This window comes from Mycoplasma phocoeninasale, from assembly GCF_012934885.1.
Lineage (GTDB): Bacteria > Bacillota_I > Bacilli_A > Mycoplasmatales > Metamycoplasmataceae > Metamycoplasma > Metamycoplasma phocoeninasale.
The window spans coordinates 737,788-756,044 of record NZ_CP051480.1; the positions used below are offsets into that span (position 1 = coordinate 737,788).

14 protein-coding genes and 1 tRNA gene are annotated in these 18,257 nt (G+C 28.5%); 2 read left to right on the forward strand and 13 right to left on the reverse strand.

Annotation, left to right across the window (positions count from 1 at the left end):
- Nucleotides 1-31 precede the first annotated feature (31 nt).
- The 3 genes from HGG64_RS03005 to HGG64_RS03015 are packed head-to-tail and all read right to left on the reverse strand — an operon-like array spanning nucleotide 32 to nucleotide 4,892.
- The gene (locus tag HGG64_RS03005) at nucleotides 32-1,603 is read right to left on the reverse strand and encodes an RNA polymerase sigma factor (RefSeq protein ID WP_272873017.1); all 1,572 of its coding nucleotides are present in this window, start codon (nucleotides 1,601-1,603) and stop codon (nucleotides 32-34) included.
- A 26-nt stretch (nucleotides 1,604-1,629) separates the two neighbouring features.
- Complete coding sequence (gene dnaG, locus HGG64_RS03010; protein ID WP_169580474.1) at nucleotides 1,630-3,510, reverse strand: DNA primase; 1,881 nt, start codon at nucleotides 3,508-3,510, stop codon at nucleotides 1,630-1,632.
- A gap of 5 nt (nucleotides 3,511-3,515) precedes the next feature.
- Complete coding sequence (locus HGG64_RS03015) at nucleotides 3,516-4,892, reverse strand: glycine--tRNA ligase (RefSeq protein WP_169580475.1); 1,377 nt, start codon at nucleotides 4,890-4,892, stop codon at nucleotides 3,516-3,518.
- 142 nt (nucleotides 4,893-5,034) lie between these two features.
- On the opposite strand from HGG64_RS03015, the gene ffh reads away from it, so the two are divergent.
- Nucleotides 5,035-6,366 carry a signal recognition particle protein gene (ffh, locus tag HGG64_RS03020; protein WP_169580476.1) on the forward strand — a complete coding sequence of 444 codons (1,332 nt, stop codon included), beginning with the start codon at nucleotides 5,035-5,037 and terminating at the stop codon, nucleotides 6,364-6,366.
- A 73-nt stretch (nucleotides 6,367-6,439) separates the two neighbouring features.
- Here ffh and HGG64_RS03025 read toward each other — a convergent pair whose 3' ends face one another.
- From HGG64_RS03025 to HGG64_RS03040, 4 genes are all read right to left on the reverse strand, one after another.
- A complete protein-coding gene (locus tag HGG64_RS03025; protein ID WP_169580477.1) occupies nucleotides 6,440-8,620 on the reverse strand; it encodes an SGNH/GDSL hydrolase family protein in 2,181 nt (726 codons plus the stop codon).
- Nucleotides 8,613-9,455: a ribosome biogenesis GTPase YlqF gene (gene ylqF, locus HGG64_RS03030; protein WP_169580478.1), complete on the reverse strand. Its 843-nt coding sequence runs from the start codon at nucleotides 9,453-9,455 to the stop codon at nucleotides 8,613-8,615. Before ylqF ends, HGG64_RS03025 begins: the two co-directional genes overlap by 8 nt.
- Before the next feature lie 9 nt (nucleotides 9,456-9,464).
- On the reverse strand, nucleotides 9,465-9,992 hold the full coding sequence (locus HGG64_RS03035; protein ID WP_169580479.1) for a tRNA (cytidine(34)-2'-O)-methyltransferase: 528 nt from the start codon (nucleotides 9,990-9,992) through the stop codon (nucleotides 9,465-9,467).
- Nucleotides 9,993-10,084: 92 nt separating this feature from the next.
- Nucleotides 10,085-13,309, reverse strand: a complete 3,225-nt coding sequence (locus HGG64_RS03040; RefSeq protein WP_169580480.1) for a DEAD/DEAH box helicase — start codon at nucleotides 13,307-13,309, stop codon at nucleotides 10,085-10,087.
- A gap of 441 nt (nucleotides 13,310-13,750) precedes the next feature.
- Here HGG64_RS03040 and rpsO point away from each other — a divergent pair, with 441 nt between their 5' ends.
- Nucleotides 13,751-14,017 carry a 30S ribosomal protein S15 gene (gene rpsO, locus HGG64_RS03045; RefSeq protein ID WP_169580481.1) on the forward strand — a complete coding sequence of 89 codons (267 nt, stop codon included), beginning with the start codon at nucleotides 13,751-13,753 and terminating at the stop codon, nucleotides 14,015-14,017.
- 205 nt (nucleotides 14,018-14,222) lie between these two features.
- Here rpsO and HGG64_RS03050 read toward each other — a convergent pair.
- From HGG64_RS03050 to HGG64_RS03075, 6 genes are all read right to left on the reverse strand, one after another.
- Nucleotides 14,223-14,299, reverse strand: a tRNA-Ile gene (locus tag HGG64_RS03050).
- Nucleotides 14,300-14,341: 42 nt separating this feature from the next.
- Entirely contained in the window at nucleotides 14,342-14,740 is a 399-nt protein-coding gene (gene rpsI, locus HGG64_RS03055) for a 30S ribosomal protein S9 (RefSeq protein WP_169580482.1), read from the reverse strand.
- On the reverse strand, nucleotides 14,740-15,174 hold the full coding sequence (rplM, locus tag HGG64_RS03060; protein WP_169580483.1) for a 50S ribosomal protein L13: 435 nt from the start codon (nucleotides 15,172-15,174) through the stop codon (nucleotides 14,740-14,742). The genes rpsI and rplM overlap by 1 nt, the downstream gene beginning before the upstream one ends.
- 79 nt (nucleotides 15,175-15,253) lie before the next feature.
- The gene (locus HGG64_RS03065; RefSeq protein ID WP_169580484.1) at nucleotides 15,254-15,916 is read right to left on the reverse strand and encodes a 16S rRNA (uracil(1498)-N(3))-methyltransferase; all 663 of its coding nucleotides are present in this window, start codon (nucleotides 15,914-15,916) and stop codon (nucleotides 15,254-15,256) included.
- Nucleotides 15,917-16,028: 112 nt separating this feature from the next.
- Nucleotides 16,029-17,171 carry a cell division protein FtsZ gene (ftsZ, locus tag HGG64_RS03070; protein WP_169580485.1) on the reverse strand — a complete coding sequence of 381 codons (1,143 nt, stop codon included), beginning with the start codon at nucleotides 17,169-17,171 and terminating at the stop codon, nucleotides 16,029-16,031.
- Between the two features lie 17 nt (nucleotides 17,172-17,188).
- Nucleotides 17,189-18,256, reverse strand: coding sequence for a hypothetical protein (locus HGG64_RS03075; protein WP_169580486.1), 1,068 nt, complete (start codon nucleotides 18,254-18,256; stop codon nucleotides 17,189-17,191).
- Between the last annotated feature and the right edge of the window lies 1 nt (nucleotide 18,257).

Here is an 18,257-nt window from a genome sequence, read left to right on the forward strand (position 1 = left end):
CCTTAACTTTTATCTTTTAGTTTTAAATGAATTAATCTAAATCGTAACTTTCATTAATAAAGAACTCTTTTAATTTTTTACGTTTTTGTGGGTGTTTTAATTTCCTTAGAATTTTAGTTTCGATTTGTCTAACTTTTTCTTTGGTTACACCTAACTCCTCTGCTAATTCATCTAGAGTGTGTGGGTAGTAATTATTCCCTTTTAGGTCATTAATTCCATAACGCTTACGAATTAATTCACGGTCGGCAACATCATTTAAGCCTTCTTCAATCATTTCATTTAAAATTACGCTTAATTCCTCACGACTAGCAAAATTAGTAGGAGAAATAACGCTTTCATCTCTAACGAAATCTGAAAAACTTGAATTTTCTTCTTTACCAATATTTTTATCAAGACTTATTGGGTCAATGTTAATTTTTCTGATGTATCTAACTTTATCAGCAGTAAAATCCCCGCCATATTTTTTAGCAATTTCTTCATCTGAAGGGGCATAGCCATTTTCTTGCTGCAATTCTCTTTCTATTTTTAAAATTTTATTAATTGTTTCAACCATATGCACAGGCACTCTAACAGTTCTTGCCTGATCAGCAACTGCTCTAGTGATTGCTTGCCGAATTCATCAAGTAGCATATGTTGAAAATTTAAAACCTTTTGTGTAGTCATATTTTGATACCGATTTCATAATACCTGAATTTCCCTCTGAAATTAAGTCAATGAAAGAAAGTCCACGGTTTTTGTATCTTTTGGCATTGTTAATTACAAGTCTTAAGTTCCTTTTAACTAACATATCACGAGCTTTTTTATAACGATAGGTATTGCCCGCATCTTTAGCTTCTTGCATTTTAATAGCCAGTTCTCTTTCTTCTTTAGGAGTTAGCAATTTACCATATTTACCAATTCAACGCATATATCATTTAACAATGTCATTTGTTTCAGTTAAGCGGTTAGCCAAAACATTATCAGCTGTGACGTTTTCTTTATCATTTTGTATTTTGATGTCGTCTCCATCATATTCTTTTAGTAGTTTATTAACTTCAAATTCTTTTTTAGAAGATTTTGGTTGATATTCATGCTCATCATATTCATCATCTAGATCATAATTGATTTCTTCTTCATCTTCATAATCAAAACCATCTTTGGCGATGTATTTTGCATCTTCATCGTATTCTTCTTCTTGTAAATCAAGATCATCGGTTTTCATGATAATGCTACTATCGTCATATTCAGTTTCAACATCAATGTCTTCATCAATTATTTCTTCATCGATTTCTTTTAGCTTTTCTTCGTCAAAAGATTCCTCGTCGTCTTGAAGTTCTTTTTCTTCCAACATAATATCTTCATTGTCACCACTATCAACTTCATCTTCAATGATTTTATTTTTAATTAGTTTTTCAATGATTTCGCCAGCTTCAGCATCATCAATATATAATTTCTTTTTCTCGATAATTTTGAAAACATCATCTTGAGTCAAATATTTTTTATTTTTCTTTAGGGCCTTTTTGTGCTCCTCCTTAATGACATCGATAATAGTATCAATTGAACTTTTCATTTCATCATTGCTAACTTCAATTAAATTCTCTTTTACTTTCGAATTAGATTTCATATCTTTCCTTTCTTCTCTCACTTGACTTAATGGATTATTTTTTTATAGGTTTTATTATTTTGAACTAAATTGTTTACCTGGGTATCAAATTTTTCTTGACTAAATTCGTTATTAATCGTTTTTAAATTCATTATTATTTGAATAAATTTATTTTTTTTATCTTCGTTTAGATTACTGTCATTTTTTATAAGTTCTATAAGGTTATTTTCATTTAAATAGTTGTTTGATTTGATTATGTTAATGACATAACAGATTAGCTCTTTATTACTTTGATTATTTTCATCGACTTTAAGCCGAACAAATACCGACTTATCTCAATTTTTTAAAAAATTAGGTTGTTGTAATATTGCTTTAATAATCAAAGCAAAGCTTAATGAACGCCCAAACATTAAAGAACTATTTTTTGCTTTGGAATTATGACTTCGGACATTGCTATTTATTATTTTTCTATTACTATTAGCAATTTGATATTCAAAAACATCAAAATTATTAATGACCTCATCCGGCATGACAAAATCATTATTTAATTTAGTTGCATGCCGTGAAAAGCCAGCGATTTTTTTCTTTGATTCTTGTGTCAGATTTGAAACAAAATTAGGATCCGAAGGAAAGTTTGGTTTTATGAAATTCAATTCATAATTTCTATAAATTTCAGATGCGAATATCTTTTTTTCAATTAAACGATTTTTTAAAGTAAGCTTAAACTGATCATTTAAATAAAACATTATCTCAAATAATTCGCAATTTTTCTTGAATCGTTCATTCTCATCAATTGATTGATTTTTATTGTTTTTTTCAAATTCATTATATAAATAGGCAAGTAAATCTATTTTTTTCGCACACAACTCTTTAAGTGACTTACCTTCATCAAGATTGTAAATTTCATCAGCATCTTTTTTTAGCTCGTTATCAATGAAATAGGGTGTTATGTTTAAATCTTTTGCATAATAGAGAATAATCTTTAGATTCTTTACAGTCGCCTTAATTCCGGCTGCATCATTATCAAAAAATAAAATTATTTTACAGTTTTTAAAAAATTTAATTTGGTCATATGAAAGCGACGTTCCCATCACTGCCACTGAGTTTTTAATTTCGATTTTATATAGAGCAATACAATCGAATTGTCCCTCAAGCAAATACACTTCATTAGTTTTTAAAATTTCATCTTTAGCATGGTAGTAATTAAATAAAACTTTATGTTTTTTAAATAGTTTAGTTTCAGAGCTATTTAAATATTTAGGGTTATCACTATCACTAATTGCCCTGCCGGAGAAAGCAACAGTATTGCCATGTTCATCTTTAATTGGAAATATTAAACGATTATTAAAGAAATTTCTTTCATTTTTAGCTGCAATCAATGATGAATTAGCAATTGTAAAAATTTTATGATCTTTTTCGATGGCATATTTATAGAAACTCTTCTCACTACTTGCATATCCAATTTCAAATTCTTTAATTAGGTCCTTTGTCAATTTTCGTTTTTCTAAAAAACTTTCTAGATCAGTATTTTTTGTAACAAGCATTTCATATTGAAAAAAGACTGATGCATCCTTGTTTAATTTAATTAAATCTTCAGCCTCACTGGATAGCGAATTATCATGTCAATTTTTGAAGTGATCCTCAATTTCGATGTTCGCTTTTTTAGCTAATTCCTTTAAAGCTTCGAGAGAGGTGATTTTTTTATAGTATTCAACAAATTTTAGGACATTTCCACTTTTGCCACATCCAAAACATTTAAAGAACTGCTTTTCGGGACTCACCACAAATGAAGGGGTTTTTTCACCGTGGAAAGGGCAGCACGCTTTAAAATTTTTTCCTTGTTTAGTCAAGGAAATATGTTCTGATATGATATCGACAATGTCGATTTTGGATAATACTAAATCTCAAACATTTTTTTCTTCTAACATTGCGCCTATTTCATATATTTTGCTAAATAATTTCTAATTTCACTAATTGAAATTCGCTCTTGAACCATTGTGTCTCGATTTCTAATTGTTACGGTATTGTTTTCAACTGTTTCAAAGTCTATTGTTATTGCAAAAGGAGTACCAATGGCATCTTGTCTGCGATATCTTTTTCCGATTGAACCACTTTCATCATAAATAATTCTGATTGTCGAATTTTTTAACATTTCGTCATATATTGCTTTAGCTTTTTCGTTTAATTTTTTCATCAATGGAAAAATTGCTAATTGTACTGGCGCAATATTGTAATCTAGTTTAAGAACTACTCTACTGTCATCATTATCTAGCTTTTCAACTTCATATGAATCAATAATCAGCGCAAGCAACAGTCTGTCGAGACCAATTGAGGGTTCGATTACATAAGGAGTAATTTTTTCGCCTTTTTCGTCAAGGTATTCTAATGACTCTTGTGAGAATTTCATATGTTGGGTCAAATCATAGTTACCACGATTTGCAATTCCAAGTAGCTCACCTCACCCAAAAGGAAACAGGTACTCAATATCGCTTGTTCCCTTTGAATAGTGGCTTAATTCTTCAGATTCATGTTCACGTACCCGAATATTTTTGGGATTAAGTCCCAAAAATTTAACAAAGTCTTTGCATTTGGAAATTCAATATTTATAGTACTTGTCACTATCGCTCTCATTGCAAAAGAATTCTAATTCCATTTGTTCAAATTCTCTAGTTCTAAAAATAAAATCTCGTGGCGTAATTTCATTCCTAAAACTTTTGCCTATTTGACCGATTCCAAAAGGTAGCTTCGCTCTCATAGTTCTAGTTACATTTTTAAAGTTAATAAAAATCCCCTGAGCAGTTTCTGGTCTAAGGTATGTTTCAGCCGCTGAACTATCAATAGCACCAATTTGAGTTTTAAACATTAAATTAAATGGACGTATAGAGCCTCAATCACATTTTGAGTTATCATACTCTTTAACATGATCTTTGATAATTTTTTCTAGTTCTTCAAATGTTGCTTTTTCAACATTGATATCTGGAAATAAATCTTTAACAATGTGATCAGCCCGATATCTTTTTTTGTTAATTTTGTTTTCAATTAAAAAGTCCGAAAAATTACTTGTATGCCTACTTGCTTTTCAAACGTTTGGGTTCATGATGATTTTTGAATCAATTTGAAAATTACCTTCCCTAGTAATAAATTCCCTGATTCAGTATTTTTTTATGGCATTTAAAATTGGCAATGCTAAAGGTCCATAGTCTCATGTGTTTACTAAGCCACCATAAATTTCCGAATTTTGGTAGACAAATCCGGAAGTTTTTAAATGATTAATTATTTCTTGAATATTTTTTTTTTCATTTTTTTGCATATAAGAAAACCCCATATTATATTTATAAGCTAATAATATTGCAATTTTACCACAAACCGAGAATAAATTTTTAAGTTGAAATTAAATATAAACTATTTATTCTTTTTGAGTTTGATATTTAAACATGATATATAATAATAGCATGTTAGATTTTATACAAAAAAGAATGCAAAAATCAATGCAAAAAATAAACAAGAAAATGTCAATCAATGAAGAGGACATTTTAGAAGTTTTGCGAGAGGTAAAAATAGCTTTACTAGAAGCTGACGTTAATTTAGAGGTTGTAAAAGCTTTTACAAAACAAGTTAAAGAAAAGGCTCTTGATAGTCAAATTATTGGAAAATTGAATCAACAACAAACCGTGCTAAAAATATTTAAAGATGAATTGACAAATATTTTAGGGATTAAAACTTGTGAGGTTAAACTAAAAAATGTTCCCACTAAGATTATGATGATCGGTTTACAAGGATCAGGAAAGACAACAACTTCAGCTAAACTTTCAGTTTTCTTAAAGAAAAAAAATGTCGGAAGAAGTCCTCTACTAGTGGGGGATGATATCTATCGTCCTGCTGCCCGTGAACAGCTTAAACAACTAGCTAAACAGACTCAAACTGACTTTTTTACAAGTGAAGAGAATGATGCAGTAAAAATCGCACAAGAAGCAGTTGAAGAAGCCAAAAAAAATAAAAATGATTTAGTAATTATCGATACTGCTGGACGTTTAGCAATTGATGAATCATTGATGGAAGAATTAAAGAATGTTAAAAAGGCGATAAAACCCGATTATATCTTTTTAGTTATTGATGCCATGAGTGGGCAAGATGTTATTAATACCGCTAAAAAATTCCATGAGGAATTAGTAGTTGATGGAACAATTATTACCAAACTAGATAGCGATGCCCGTGGTGGTGCTGCCCTTAGTGTAACTCATCTTCTTAAAATCCCAATTGTTTTTATTGGTAATAGCGAAAAGTTAAATGGACTTGAAGTATTTCATCCAGACCGTATGGCTGACAGAATTCTAGGAATGGGAGATGTGCTAAGTTTAATCGAAAAAGCTAGTGAAGAAGTTGATGAGAAAATGGTAAAGAAAATTGGTTATAAAATGATGACCGGTAAATTTGATTTAAGCGATTTGATGAACAGTTTATCACAGATTAAAAAACTTGGCAAAATGAAATCAATTTTAAAAATGATTCCAGGAATTTCAGATAAGATTAACGACGAAAAAATTGAAGAAGCAGAAGAAAAATTCAAGATTTATACATATTTAATTAATTCAATGACTGAAGTTGAGAAAAAAAATCCTCGATTACTAAAGAATGCTTCTAGAAAACAACGTATTCTACAAGGTAGCGGAAGGTCAGCGCGCGAATTTAATATGTTAGTTACTGATTTTGAAAGAATGGCTAAACAAATGAAAGAATTAGCAGCCGGTAATCTAAAAATGAAGCCAGGCACACCTGATTTTTAAGATTATATACGCAGAGAATTTCAAATAAACTAATTAAAAAAATACGGCAAAATAAATGCTGTATTTTTAAATCTTAATTTTTTTTGATAAGTTTTTTAATTTTATTTAGAGCTTTGATTACTTTAATTGAAATAATAAAATTATTATTTAATGTAATAAAATTGTGAAATTTTAAATTTAGTCCTGTCGCCTTACCATTTAAAAATAAATTATATAGCGATAAATTTTTGACATTTTTAAGCAAAATTTGAAAGCAATTTTTCAAGAACACAGGATTGGTCCGTAGAAGATTTAGAGTTTCTAAAATAGTGCTCTTAATTGCTCTTTCGCTGCTTGGTTTAAAATTCTTAAGTCTTCTGGTAACTTTAATGGTTTCAACTAAGAAATCAGTAGTTTTTTCAATATTTTCATCACCACTAATTTCATTAAAGATCCGGTGCAAGAAAGCTAGTAATTTGAATTTATTCTTAACTATAAAAATATTTCATAGTTCATCAAAATTATTTAATTTAGAATATCCACTTGAGTAGTTAATAATGTTTTCCACAACAAAGTCAATTAGCTGTTCAAATGACTTTAGACTTGATAAATACTCTCTAATAATTTTGAATTTTTGGTCATTTTGAAAATTAACAAAATGTTCTAGAAAATTAGTATTCATAATGTCTTTAACAAAAGATATTGCAATATTTTTTATTTCTGTTTTCTTTTCATTAATAATTCCTGAGCTGAAGAATAATTTGAAAATGCTATAGATATCATTTTGATTACTACGAATAATTTTAATGATCTTATTCTTTAAGTATAAATAGTCAATGTCAAAGAAATCATTATCATCTTTTAATTCAATTTGTAAAATGAAGAGAATCTTATCAATTTTATTTTGCTTAAATAGAGGTAAAATAATTTTTTTTCCTAAAAGATTTTCATTTAAAAAACTCTTAATTAACTCAATTGACTGATATTTTTCATTAATTTCATTAAAACTATTTAGCATTGTATTTTTAAAAATTAAGCCAAAATCAGAATTACTGAATCTAAGATATAAATCTAGGTAGTCTGAAATATTTAAATAGGATGTCAAATGATTAGATAGATTGTTTTCAATTGTTGAGTAAGTTAGTATCTTAAAGTTTTTATTAGCTCCAAATGTTTGTTTAAACATTTGCTGATTTGGCAGTGGTGTTTGAAGAATTTGGCTATATGATTTTATATCCTTTGTTCAATATGATTGATTTTCTATGTATTTATTGATAAAATCTTGATTTTTAAGATCATTAGCAATAAACTCATCTTTTCTAAGCGCTAGCTTGGCAAATAAATCATAAGCCACTTTTTTATAACCTCGCTCTGTGCAGAAAAGCGAAAAAACATTTTCATATAAATTATTCTTATATCTTTGTCAATATAGTTCATCATAGATATCAACAAAATTACTTTTTGTGTTGTAGCTAACAATTTTAGCAATGTAGTTTAATCATTCAAACGCATAGTCATATAAATTGAATTTAATTGACTCACCCTTTCAGATAAAACTATCAAAAAAACGATCTAAATAAAGCAATGGTTTTATGTAATTGGTTATGACAATTCTAATTTTTGGATTAATATTCTTTATTTCAACAATTAGTTTTTGGTATTTCTCAATAATATTGGTACCAAGAGTTTGAATTTCACTACAGATATCATTAATTTTCTTAATTTTGTTAGTCTTTTCAAGCTTTGAAAGCTTAAAGATTTTTTCAAAAGGTAGTTTAAAAAACAAATCTTCAAAACCAAGGGTGATAGTAATTAGATTAGCATTTTTAATGTAATTATGATAGATTTCAAAGTCATTCTTATTAATATTTCATTCATTGAATAACTTTGTAAAATAATTTTTATAAAGGTTTTTAGCATGTCAATCTGTTGACTGTAATAAGTCGATTCGATTCTCCATGCGATGAAGTTCCTTCTTATCATTTTTAACTAAGGCCATAATAAAATCAATATTTGTTGAAGGAATTGACAGGTTGTAAAAACTATTTAATTTAAAGTTATTATTTCTTAATTCGTTAGCAAAAAATGAAGGATAATCCAGTCCTGATATCATGCCATTTTCTAGCATTCCATTTGTATTAAAGCCGATTTTGCTATTAAAGCCAGAAGCGAAATAATCACCGATTGCAACGTAATTTATATCATCATCAACAATGATTTTTTCATGTTTTTGGACTTCGAAATATTTTTTTAAATCTTCAGTTGTTTTATGCATTGTTTTCCTTTGTATCAAAAATTACATTATTAAGTTCTTTAAAATAAATAATTAAAAATTTAATTGCCTTATCCAAATTAAAAGTGTTATTTTTTGCTAGAAAGTTTTTTATCTGTGCTAATTTGCTAATATTTTCAAAAATTTCAGTTTCATCAATACTTGCTGATATTCCCAAATTCTCAAGGTGCTGCGGATAGTATTTTGAAACTAATTTATATAGTTCAATAATTAATTCATTTTGATTGATGGCCTCATAGCGAATTGATCCCACTAGGGCGAGCTTAGCACCTACCTCATTGTCGCTTAATTTTGGCATTAGTAAACCCGGTGTATCTAGCAGTAAATAGTTTTTACAATTAATTCACTGCTCTGATCGTGTTATTCCAGCATTAGCCCCAACCTTAGCGGACTTAGTTTTTGACATTAAGTTAATAAAGGTACTTTTTCCTACATTGGGTACTCCTAAAACAATACATTTTAAAGAAGGAGTTAATTTACCTTTGGCTTCATTTTTCTTTTTTAACTCTACATAAAATTCATTTAATTTTGCATTAATTTTTGTATAAGCGGTATTTGATTTCAAATTAGTTACTAATACTTTTCCCCATTTGCGATAGTCATCTAAAAAGCCCTGCAATTTATTGACATCACTTTTGTCAGACTTATTAAAAATAAACAACATAGGTTTATTATTGGCAATCTGATAAATATCTTTATTGAAGGATGATATTGGAATTCGACTATCTAAAATTATGATAAATAAATCAAAAATTTTGTATTTCTCTTTGAGTAATTTAAATTGTTTGGCCATATGACCGGGGAATCAATGTATCATGGTGTATCCTTAATCTTTTTTTAAAATAAAATCTTTGCCCTTTTGTGATTCATAGCTAGATAAACCATCAAAATCATTTTGTCTTAGTATTTCATATAAAATAATTGCAACACTATTTGCGAGGTTAAGACTGCGACAGTCAACATTCATAGGAATTCTTAGACAATTAGCAATGTTAGTTTGCATAATTCTCTTTGGAATGCCTGTGCTTTCGGTACCAAACATGATTCAGATCTCGTTTGATGATTTTAATTCACTTTTAAAGTTGACATCGGTGTATTTTCTTAGTCCATAGCGAGTAACATAGTAAATATTTTTATTGCTATATTTTTCATAAAACTTGTCATAGTTTTCATGAATCTCATGTTGAATTTCACTTAAAAAATGGCCAGCCGCTCCTCTTTTCAGCCAATGAGGATGTAAATCAAAGGCAATTGGCTTAATTATGTGTAACTTTGCCATCCCTGAAAAACAGGTTCGAATAATATTTGCGGTATTAGGACTAATTTCCGGTTGGTATAAAATAATGTTAATCATATTTAGATATTATATATTAAAAACTCGCAATCAATTTTAAGCATTTAATAAAGTTTAGAATAAATACTTTCCATTCGTTTGCGAGTAATATGCTATTTGTTTAATAGTGTATTAATAAAGCGGAATATTGAAGGTTTATTTTCATTAAATCTAAAGTTTGAAATTCGATAGATTGGGTATCCTTTAGTTGAGATAAAAGCTGTCTTAATATTTTTATCAATAAAGCTCTTCAAATCGACATCAGCTGATGAATCATCAATATTTAATCCAACAATAAAGTTATCTTTTAGATCTAGAATTGCCACATCAATGTTATAAGATCCAACACAATAATCAAGTTCTACTTTAATATCATTTGCAAAATTTTGATCTTTTAGTCAGCTATTAATTTCAAAAATGAATTGAGATTTATTATTCTTGTTTTGAATTGCATTTTTATCATCGATATACATTTTTTGGCGGTCTGATTTTAGCTGAATATAGTTAAGTCAACGTTTGAAAGTTAGAAGATTTTCATTTTTTGGATCAATATCATTTGATGAAATACTTTTGATTATAATCATTTTATCTTTTGCACGAGTTATTGCCACATTTAGAGCATTTCTACCTTTTTTAGAACCAATGTATGTTGAAAATAGTGAAGTTTTGGCAGTGTATCCAATTGAAGCAATAACAAGCTCAGCTTCATCACCTTGAATGTTTTCAATATTTCTTAAAATAACTTGATCTTCTAAAACTTCAAAGATTTTTGGTGACAATAAGGCAATTTGCTCTCTAATATAATCTTGTTGTTTACGATTAAATGCTAGCAGAATAATTGAGTTGTATTTTTTCAAATTCTTTTCACACACACTAATTAATTTTGCACATTCTGCTTCATTGTGATTATCTATTCATTCACCATTGACATCAATAACCTCCACGCTAGTTTTATCTTTTTTCGAGTAGCTATCCAAACCTTTTAGTGATGAATCATAAAACTCCTTACTTGAAAATAAGACAAGTTCACTCGAATTTGAACGATAATTCATTTCAAGTAGATGTTTTGGTAGGTGGTTATGAATTGCTCAGTCTAGTAACGAGGTGATTTCTTCCTCATTGTATTCAACTTCGGTATCGTCACGGGTTGAAAATCAATTAGATGGTTGCATTTGTTGATTATCACCAGCAACAATAACCTTATCACTTATAGAAATAAATGGAATGGCCTTTTCGATGTATATCTGACTAGCCTCATCAAAAATAACATAATCAAAATGATCCTTTTCAAAATTAATAAAGTTCCCTAAGATTTCCGGAGTTCCAACATAGATATTGTAAACAGTTTTAATAATATCATTGAATAATGAGGTAATAATATAAGGAGGCGATATTTTTCTCTCTAATCTACCTAAAAATTGGTTTAGTTTTTGTCTTTTATCTTCACCTAGTTGACGATATTGATCGAGACGACTTTTAGCTTTGAATGCTGAGTTTTTATAAATTAATTCCAATAGTTCTGGGGTAGTGTTATCAATGCTCTTGAAATCTAAAAACTTAGTATATTCTTTTTCTTTTTTGTCGAATTCAATAAATGATTTTAGCCTAATAAAATTAGATAATTGTAGTAGATCTTTAATGTCATATTTTTTTAAATTTTCATCATAGAATTTAGCGATTTTTTTCGCCAGTTGATACATTTTTCCAAATTTTAAATCAAATCCTTTTGCAGCTGAATTGTTTTTTGATAAATATTCAAATTTATTAGCAATTTCTTTTTTGGATAATTTATCAAGATTGTTAAAAATATTTAAAAATTCATTTTTCGAATTAAAGCTATTATACATTTTGTAGAATGTAGCAAAATTAATAATGTTTTCATTAATTTCTCCACTTGATTTTAGGCGATGGTATGCTTCTAGATCACGATTAAAAATTTCGCCGATTTCTGATTTAGCATTTAAATAATTAAATTCATTTTTACTAAAAAAACTTGAATTAAATTTATCAATTTCGTTGTATTTATTGACAGTATTAATTTCTCTAAAATATTCAATTATTGGTTTATAAAAATATTCCTTCTCGCTGCGGTTTACTTTTGCGGTTTCTGAGAATTGAAACATCATATTTTGGTATTTGCCTAATCTTTTTAAAACAACATCAAGAGCAACTTTTTTTTGAGAGATAAATAAAGCCCTTTTATTATTTTTAGCAACGTTAATTAGAATATTAGCTATTGTTTGTGATTTGCCTGTTCCGGGAGGACCGATAATAATCGATGAATTACTTAATGTTCCAATAATTGCCTTTTCCTGACTAAAATCAGAGGGAGTTACTCTTGCGATATTATTTTTTTCAAGGGCTTTATCATATGCCTCTTTGCTATAATCACGTAGGTCGTCAATGTTTATTAATTTATCAATTTTGTCGTTTTCAATTAAGTTGATCATTGCCTGACGCAATTTTGTGCCTCCAGGATTAGCTTCTAATAGAGCAACACCAGGTTTGATTTCTAAATTGCCATCATTTGAAAAATCAGATTTTTCAAATTCTAATAGGTTTTCATAAAAAACATTAACATCGTATTCAGAATTAAGATATGCTGATTCAATCGCGCGAATGTTATCTAATGCCTCTGAAATGGTAATTTCTTCGCCATTGACTAGAATCGGTAATCTCTTATCACTATGCTGCTCAACAAGATATTTAATTTTTTCATTAATAATAATATTTTCATCAGCATTTTCTAAGAAAACAGTATTGCCTAAAAAGGTAATTTTTACTGCTTTCAGAATAAATGGTGCATATAAATAAACATCATTTTGACGATATCTAATAAAATATGTTCCGATAAATAGTGGTCAAATGCTAGTTTCAGAGTAAATTTCCTCAACTCTTTTAGCATTGGTTTTTCATGATTTTAAAAAGTTATTATTTTGATCAAAGATTCTTTTCTTATAAATGTTTAGTCATTTTTCAGCGTCTAAATTCAGATTTTGTTGCATCTTAATAGTGATGGTAAAATCATATGTTTTGGCTCAAGAACTAAACTGTTCAAGACTGTTAATTGATTTTAGATCATTTAAAGATTTTGAATCAAAAGAATTTTTTAGTGCAATCTTAAAGTTGTAATTACTAAAAATCGTTTTTAAATTTTTAACTCCCACAACTTTTTTTAAATCAGTGCTAATATTTGACATTTTAAAAAAGGTAGCATTGTCGCCACGACTTTTAATATCTAGTAGATTATTAACTAATTTTAAATATTTTGATGAATGAAGTTTCTTAATGTCCACTTTTTTGATTGATGTTGAATCCGGAACAAATATTTGTTTCATTTTTACCCCTTTGTTTTAAATAATATTCAATTATACATATTAATTTTCCGGCTTTTGAGATAATGAAAATGTATAATGAAAATTTTGAGTAAGCTCACGTTAAGAATTTATCACAACTAATTACAAATAAAATAAACCTATTTTTAGTAAGTTCAAAATCATTATAAATTTAGTAAATCATTCTGTTGGCTTATATCCATGAATAATTATAAATAAGTTTAATTGAAAGTTCCTAATTTAATGAGCTAAATGTTATCTCACTATTTGTTTAATTATAACTTTAATTAGTATAAGTTATTTTCTTAAATCTTGTAATAGTTTAATTTATGAAATTAAAACTAAAATGATTATTATTTCTCAAAATACTATAAAATTTATATGAATAATTTTTTATTCCTTGGTAATAATTAAGATTATTGCTAGGTTATGAAAGGAAAAAATATGGTTACAAAAGAAAAAAAAGCTGAATTAGTAGCAAAATATGGACGTAATGCCAAAGATACCGGTTACCTACCAGTACAAATTGCGATCTTAACAGAAGACATTGAAAGTCTAAAAAAACACTTTATAACAAATAAAAAAGACTTACACTCAATGCGTGGTTTTATTGCTAAAGTTAATCAACGTAAAGCTTTATTAAATCACTTAAAAAATGAAGATTACGCTAAATATTCAGAAACCATTAAATCTCTAAATATTAGAAAATAGAGAAATGCGCCTCATCGGCGCATTTTTAATTATTTAATTTCTATAAAGTTAAAAGTCTTAACCATAAATTTCGGCAATTATCTGGCTTGGCTTTTTTATTAATCTAAGTAAATTATTGATAAATTTGAGATAGTGAAATAAGAGAAAATAAAAACACATACTGCCTTAAAACAATATGTGTCAATAAGTCAAGTAGTTCTTGAAATGGTGCGAACGAATGGACTTGAACCATCGACCTCACGATTATCAGTCGTGTGCTCTAACCAGCTGAGCTACGCTCGCATAATAATGGAGATAAAATGTAAATCTCCTTTTGAATAATTATTAACGTTTAGAGAATTGTCTAGCTCTTCTTGCTTTTCTTAGACCGAATTTCTTACGTTCTTTAACTCTGGCATCACGTGTTAGGAAACCAGCTTCTTTTAATTTACCACGGTATTCATTGTTTGATGCTTCTACTAACCCACGAGCAATCCCTAATCTAATAGCTCCTGCTTGTCCAGTTAGCCCTCCACCATTTACATTTGCTAGAACATCAAATTGTTCAACTGTTTCAGTAACTGCAAATGGACTTAAAGCATCTTTTATTAGTAGATCTGAAGCTAAATATTCTTTTGCTTCTTTTCCATTAATAATAAATTTTCCTTTTCCAGGTAATAAATATACTCTAGCGACTGATGATTTTCTACGACCTAGTCCGTAATATCTAATTTTATTAGCCATTATTTAACCTCTATCTTCATTGGTTTTTGAGCTTCTTGCTTATGGTTTGCATCAGCGTATACAAACAAGTTTTTAAATTGTTTGCGACCTAATTTAGTGTGAGGTAGCATTCCTCTAACTGCTTTTTCAACTAAAGCAATTGGTTTTTTAGCTCTTAGCTCAGCGGCAGTGATTTCTTTTAGCCCACCAGGATATCCGGTGTGGTGATAATAAATTTTCTTTTCGTCTTTTTTTGCTGTTAATAGCACATCTTTGGCATTTATTACAACAACATTGTCGCCCATATCAACATTTGGTGTAAATGTTGGTTTATTTTTTCCACGTAAGATTGAAGCAACAAGAGTTGAAAGTCTACCTAGAGGTACGTTGGCTGCATCGATAATGAATCATTTTTTATCAATGATTTCTTTTCTAATAATTGTTGTTTGACGCATACTTTCTTTTTCCTTTTGTCTTATAAAAATATAAATTGCCTAAACATTATAACATATAATAAAATCAATTTCTACAAAATTATACAATTTTGCTTAACATATAAATTAACGCTGTTTCAGTTCGCAAAATGGTTTTGGTTAGCGCCACAATTTTTACATTATTTAATTCGGCAATTTTTATCTCCTCAGGAGAAAAACCACCCTCTGGTCCAACGATTATTAAGATATCTTTATCCTCTTTTTCTATAAAAACCTTTTTTTCATTTTCATATGATAACAATTTTAGATCAATATTATAGTTTATGACATTTTTATAGTCACATAATTCTAGTAGTTCGGGGATGATATTCCGAAAAGACTGTTGGGCGGCATGTTTAATAATTTTTAGAAGTCTCTGCCTATTTTCTAAAAAATGAAAATTGCTTTTATCGCAATACTGAGAAATGAAAGGAATAATTTTTGTCGCTCCTAATTCAACAGCTTTTTGAATAGCAATTTCAAAGTTAGCTTGTTTAATAGCGGGAATGGCAACGACTAGTTCGCGGCCAATTTCATTATTAATATTTAGTTTGCTGATGATTTTGGCCTTATCTAAACCAAATAGTTTACACTGATAAAATTCCTTATTATAATTAATTAAAAAGGGCTCATTTTTTATTCTAATAACTTTTAGATGTTTAATCGTTTCTTCATCTAATATAAAATAATCATCCTTTAAGGTATTACAAAAAAATTTATACATAATGTTATTATACTATATTTTTAAAAGGTAGCCTCGCATAAAAAAAGAGGCGAATATCGCCTCTCTTTATAGTTAATGGTGTACTTTATCATTTAAAATTTATGACGTCATCTTAATGTTTTAAAATGTCAGCCATGTCACTATTTGATTGTGTAATTTCATCATCATTTGATGAGAAATCATAGGGTTGAAAAGTTCCGTTTTCTAAAAGAAATTCACGGGTCTTTTCGGTTTCAAATTCAACGTCACTATTTTTAAGATTATTAAAAATTTCTTCTTGAATATCTTTAGTGACCTTTGGAGCATTATTTTTAAGTCCTGTTGCAATAACTGACACAAATAATTCCCCGAGTTTGTTGCTTTCTTCAGATTGGGTTTGAGTTAATCCGAAAATTATGTTAATGTCATTACCAACTAATTCCCTCATGGTTTTTAAACCTTCCTGAATTTCGTTCAAGGTAACTTTTTGAGATGCAGAGAAATAAACAATCGCGTCACTTGCTCCAACTATACTAGATTCCAAAATTGGACTGCTAATTGCTGAGGTAATGGCTTTTTGTGCTCGATCTTCGCCACTTGCCTGTCCAATTCCGATAACCGCCTCACCTTTATCTTTAATAATGGTTTCGAGGTCCGCGAAATCTAAATTAATAAATCCGGGAACTGCAATTACGTCTATTAAAGTTCTAATTGTTTGTTTTAAAACATTATTAGCGCATTTAAATGCATCGTTAAAAGCAATGTTTCCATATTGTAAAAGCAATTTATTATTTGAAATAACTATATAAGAATCAACATACTTTTTGATTTCTTCAATGCCACCTTTGGCAATTTCTGCTCGTTTAGGCCCTTCGAAATCAAATGGAGTGGTAATAATGGCTACGACTAGTGCTTTGCACTCTTTTGCAATTTTGGCAATAACCGGTGAGGCTCCAGTTCCGGTGCCTCCTCCCATCCCGGCTGTAATTATTACCAAGTCAGCACCCTTAAGGCGACTTTTAATATCATCTTCACTAAGTTCTGCTGCCGCTCTTCCCACTTCAGGTTTTGCGCCAGCGCCGATACCTCTTTTATCTCCTAAATGTAGAATATATTTCTGATCGAATTTTGCCAAAGCCTGCTTATCAGTATTTGCTACGATAAATTCAAGACCACCAAGATTTGTATCAAGTAGTGTTTGAATACTATTATTTCCACCGCCACCAACTCCAATAACTTTAATATTAGCAACTGGGTTGTAATCTATTTCTTCCATGTTTTCTCCTATACTCATTATTGATAATTATATAAATGATTTTTATTATCTTTATTAAATGCTATTGTATCAATAGTAAATAATTCTGTTGTAATTGTAAGTTCACTTTGTGCTTTTGAATAATTCTCTAGTATATTCATCAATCCATAAGCTTCTTCGCTAATTAAAAAATTAGTATTTTCTGTTATGTATCTTTTTGCCTTGTGTTTTTGGTTTAGTGAATTTGTTCAAAACGAAAAGTATTTAAATTTATTATTAAAAATAAACAAATTTAGCTTAAAGTTTTTACATTTTTTTTCAATAAAATCATTTAAGAAATTAATAATTGTTGAAAAGAATTCATCGCATATTAAGAAGATATCTTTTTCGATTTTAGACATTCTTAACTTATGTAGATTGGCAATAGTAGTTAGTACTTCAGATTTACTCAAATTTAGCTTAGAAGAAATTTGATTTATTAACATATCAAAACCTAGGTCAATAGTTTTTGATCTTAAGATATTTTTATTAACTGATAGCTGAACATCAATTTTATTACTATCTAATTTTATAAATACTGCATAATCGCTTTCGTGTTTAGAAAGTAGTGAATAATTTTGAAGCGAATTAAGGTCACTAATTTTTGCAATATTTAATTTGTTAATTTTCATAACATCTGCTAAGATTTGAAAAATCTCAATTGGAATATACTTTAGCAAATAAAATAATTTAGCATTATTTTTGGCTATTAATGAATAATCAGTTAAATATAAACCTTGTTTTTTTAAAAATGAAGCGAAATAGTTGCCCAGGTTAGTAGTTAACCCATCAATATCGTTTATGTTGATGGTAATTGTTTTTTCACTGATAGAAAGTAGTTGTCCACTTTCAATAAAAATTACAATATCACTTAACTTTCCCTCTATTATTGTTTCAATTTTATGCTTTGTTTGTTCAACAAATTTCATGAGATTATTTTTGGTAAATTTAAGAATTTCAAGTTTAGTTTTGTAAATTGGAAAAACGCTGAAGGAAGTCTTTTCAACAACTTCAACTTCAAAACTATTATTAAGTATTTTATATATAGCAATAATAGTCTTTTTCATT